Genomic DNA, 3284 nt, shown 5'->3' with positions numbered 1-3284 from the left:
CCTTTCGCACCCTAATGTCGTCTCGGTCCTCGATTTCGGCGAGGACGACGAGTGCGCCTGGATCGTGATGGAACTGGTCGACGGCGAGACCCTGCGCGCGCTGCTCGACCGCGGCGTGCGCCTGGACACGCCAGCGATCGTCCAGCTCATGGGGCAGATCCTCAGCGCGCTCGGCTACACGCATTCGCGCGGCGTCGTGCACCGCGACATCAAGCCCGAGAACATCATGCTCACCCGCGACCGGGTGGCGAAGATCACCGATTTCGGCATCGCGCGCATCGAGGATGCCTCGATGATGGTGGTCGGCACCATGCTCGGCTCCCCCGCCTACATGGCGCCGGAGCAGGTGCTATGCGAGAACGTGGACCACCGCGCCGACCTCTGGGCGGCGGGCGTCATCCTCTACCAGCTCCTGACCGGGGAGCGGCCTTTCGAGGGCAGCCGGACCACGGTGGGGCACAAGGTCCTGTATGCCGAGCCGGTGCTGCCCTCGCGCACGCGCGCGGCGGTGCCGGCGCAGTTCGACGCGGTGGTGGCGCGGGCGCTGGCCAAGCAGCCGGAGGCGCGCTTCTCCTCGGCCGCCGAGTTCGCCGATGCGCTGCGCGCCGCCGCCGCCGAGGCGGGCACGCGCCCGGCCGCGGCGCGGCCGGAGGCGCCCGGCGGCCGGCGGGGCCCGCCGCCGCCCCTCGCCCGCCCCCTCCCCCCGCCGCGCCGCGGGTTCGGGCGCTGGGTCCTGCCGGTCGCGCTCGGCGGCGCGGCCGCGGTGGTCACGGCGGTCGTGGTGGTGTTGGCGCTGCCGGAGCCGCGGCCGGACGCGCCGATTAGGACCTCCAACGCCCCCCCACCCATCGCCGGACCTGCCCCGGGTCGCGAGCCGGCCGTGCCGCCGCCCGACACGCGGCCGCCGCCGGGGGACCTCGCCGTCCTGCAGCCCGTGCCGGCACTACCGGCCCAGCCTTCCGTGCCGTCGCTGGAACGCACGCAGGACCCGCCGCCGCCGCCCGACTACCGCCCGGCCGCCGCCGAGGCGCTCGCCGCCTTCCGCTGCGGCGTGGTCAGCGCCGCCGGTGGGATGGAGAGTGTCACCCTGCGTGGCTTCGCGCCCTTCGCCGAGATCCAGTCGGCGCAGCGCAGCCTCGCCGCGGCGGGCGTGCCCACCCGGCTGCAGCTCGACACGATCGGCAACCTCTATTGCGGCGCGCTGACGGCGGCGCGGCCCTACATGGAGGAGACCGGCTGGCAGGCCGGGCTCGACGGGCCGAGCCGCCTGAGCCCCGGCCAGGTCCTCCGGGTGCGCGTGCAGCTCCCCGACTGGCCGGCGCATGTCTATCTCGGCTTTCTCATGACGACCGGCGATGTCGCGCATCTCGCCAGCACGCCGCAACGCCAGTCGGCGCGCGGCCGCCTGTTGCTGACCGACCCGACCTGGGAGATGGTCGGCCCGCCGGCGACCGAGGTGCTGCTCGTCGTCGCCTCGGACCGCCCGCTGTTCCCGCACCCCCGGCCCTCGCGCGTCGAGCGCCTCGACGAGTTCGCAGCCGCGCTTGGCCCCGCCCTACGGGCGGTGCGGGACGGCGGCGGCCGCGTCGCGGCACAGGCCTTCGTCGTCCAGACCGTGCCGCGATAAGTCCGAGATGCGCCGCCTCGCCCTCCTGATCGCCCTCGCCCTGCCCGTCCTGCTCCCGATCCCGGCGAAGGCGCCGCTCAGCGACAAATTCGGCTCGGGGGCGCAGCAGCCCGCCCCCGAGCCGCGGCCGCGGCCGCCCGCCGGCCCCGGCCGGGCGCCGCCGCCGGCGCCGCCCGATCCGGGCCAGCCAGGACAGCCGGCCCAACCGGCTGCCGAGGCTGCCGAACCCGGCTGGGCGCTCGACCCACGCTCGGGCTGCCGCGTCTGGGTGCCGGAGGTGAAGGAGGACACGACGGTCAGCTGGTCCGGCCGCCGCTGCAACCGCAGCCCCGCCAGCGGCGAGGGCGAGCTGCTGGTGAAATCCGGCGAGCAGATCCTCGCCATGTACACCGGCCCCTTCGTGGACGGGCGTCTCAACGGCCCGGGCCTGCGCATCGCCGCCAATGGCGACCGGCTGGAGGCGTCCTTCGCCGATGGACGCGCCAATGGCCAGGGCACGCTCGACTTCCGCGACGGCCGCCGCTACGAGGGGACGTTCCAGGCCGGCCTCTTCCAGGGCCGCGGCACGCTGGTCGAGCCGAGCGGCGCGCGCTACGAGGGCGACTGGGCCGAAGGCCGGCGCTCCGGCAACGGCCAGCAGATCTACGCTGACGGCGCGCGCTACACCGGCGGCTGGCGCGCCGACCGGCCGAACGGCGCCGGCACCATGCTCTACGCCAACGGCAACACCTACGAGGGCGGCTGGTCCAACGGCCGCCGCGAGGGCCGCGGCACCTTCCGCTGGTTCGGGCCCGGACGCTCAGGCATCTACACCGGCGAGTGGCGGAACGACCAGCGCCAGGGCCTCGGCCGCGAGACCTTCGACGCGGAGAACGGGCTCTACGAGGGCGCCTTCAGCCACGACCGGCCGCAGGGCCGCGGCGTCTACATCATCGCCGGCCGTGACCGCTACGAGGGCGAGGTCAGCAACGGCTGCCTGCGTACCACCTGGCGCACGGTCGGGGTCGGCCGCCCGGATGCGGAGTGCAAGTGATTGATAACGCTTAGAGCATTGTCACGCTGGCCAACTCTGGCCGAAACGAAATAGTCGGGTCAAGCTGACGGGATGTCGCCCGGGTTCTGTCAGGCTTCGCGCCAACTGGCCGTCTGGCCGGCCGGGGTAGGGCTGGTAGGGTCCGGCTCTGGGCTCGACGGGGTTGGGGGAAGAGGCAGGGCTGTTCAACGCTGTGCGGTGGCGGGGGGTGAGTCCTCGCTGCCACAGGTCGGATGCGAACGGCGCCGGCGGGGTGATGACGGGATTCCCGGATCGGCGAACCTCTGACTCATAGGGCGGCAACCGAGGGGAGGTTGCCGTGACCGCGTTCGCGCCGCTGCTGGGTCTGCTGGAGGAGGTGCCCGATCACCGCCGGGCGGAGGGCAAGGTCTACCAGCTGGCGCATGTCCTGCTGTTCTCCATCCTGGCCATCGTCAGCGGCGGTAACTCATATCGCAGCATCGTCACCTTCATCGAGATGCATCGTCCCCGGCTGAACGAGGTGTTCGGCCTGACCTGGCGGCGAGCGCCGGCGCACACCGCCATCCGCTACATCCTGCAAGGCTTGGACAGTGACGCGGTGGAGGCAGCCTTCCGTGGCCACGCCAAGCTGTTGCAGGCGGC

General features: G+C 73.6%; 3 protein-coding genes. All 3 read left to right on the top strand.

Annotated features, from left to right (window positions below):
• A partial coding sequence (locus tag Q7A36_RS39060; RefSeq protein WP_305109186.1) for a serine/threonine-protein kinase occupies window positions 1-1627 on the top strand: 1627 nt, incomplete at its 5' end.
• Window positions 1628-1634: 7 nt separating this feature from the next.
• On the top strand, window positions 1635-2660 hold the full coding sequence (locus tag Q7A36_RS39055; RefSeq protein WP_305109185.1) for an MORN repeat-containing protein: 1026 nt from the start codon (window positions 1635-1637) through the stop codon (window positions 2658-2660).
• 319 nt (window positions 2661-2979) lie between these two features.
• A partial coding sequence (locus Q7A36_RS39050) for a transposase family protein (RefSeq protein ID WP_305109184.1) occupies window positions 2980-3284 on the top strand: 305 nt, incomplete at its 3' end.

Origin of the sequence: Paracraurococcus lichenis (genome assembly GCF_030657435.1) — a bacterium.
Classification (GTDB): domain Bacteria; phylum Pseudomonadota; class Alphaproteobacteria; order Acetobacterales; family Acetobacteraceae; genus Paracraurococcus; species Paracraurococcus lichenis.
The sequence above is the reverse complement of the archived record's forward strand: the minus strand, read 5'-3'. Positions and strand labels throughout refer to the sequence as shown.

Bases quoted from the DNA above. Each gene is read 5' to 3' on its own strand.
- Q7A36_RS39055 (WP_305109185.1), top strand. From the start codon at position 1,635: ATGCGCCGCCTCGCCCTCCTGATCGCCCTCGCCCTGCCCGTCCTGCTC.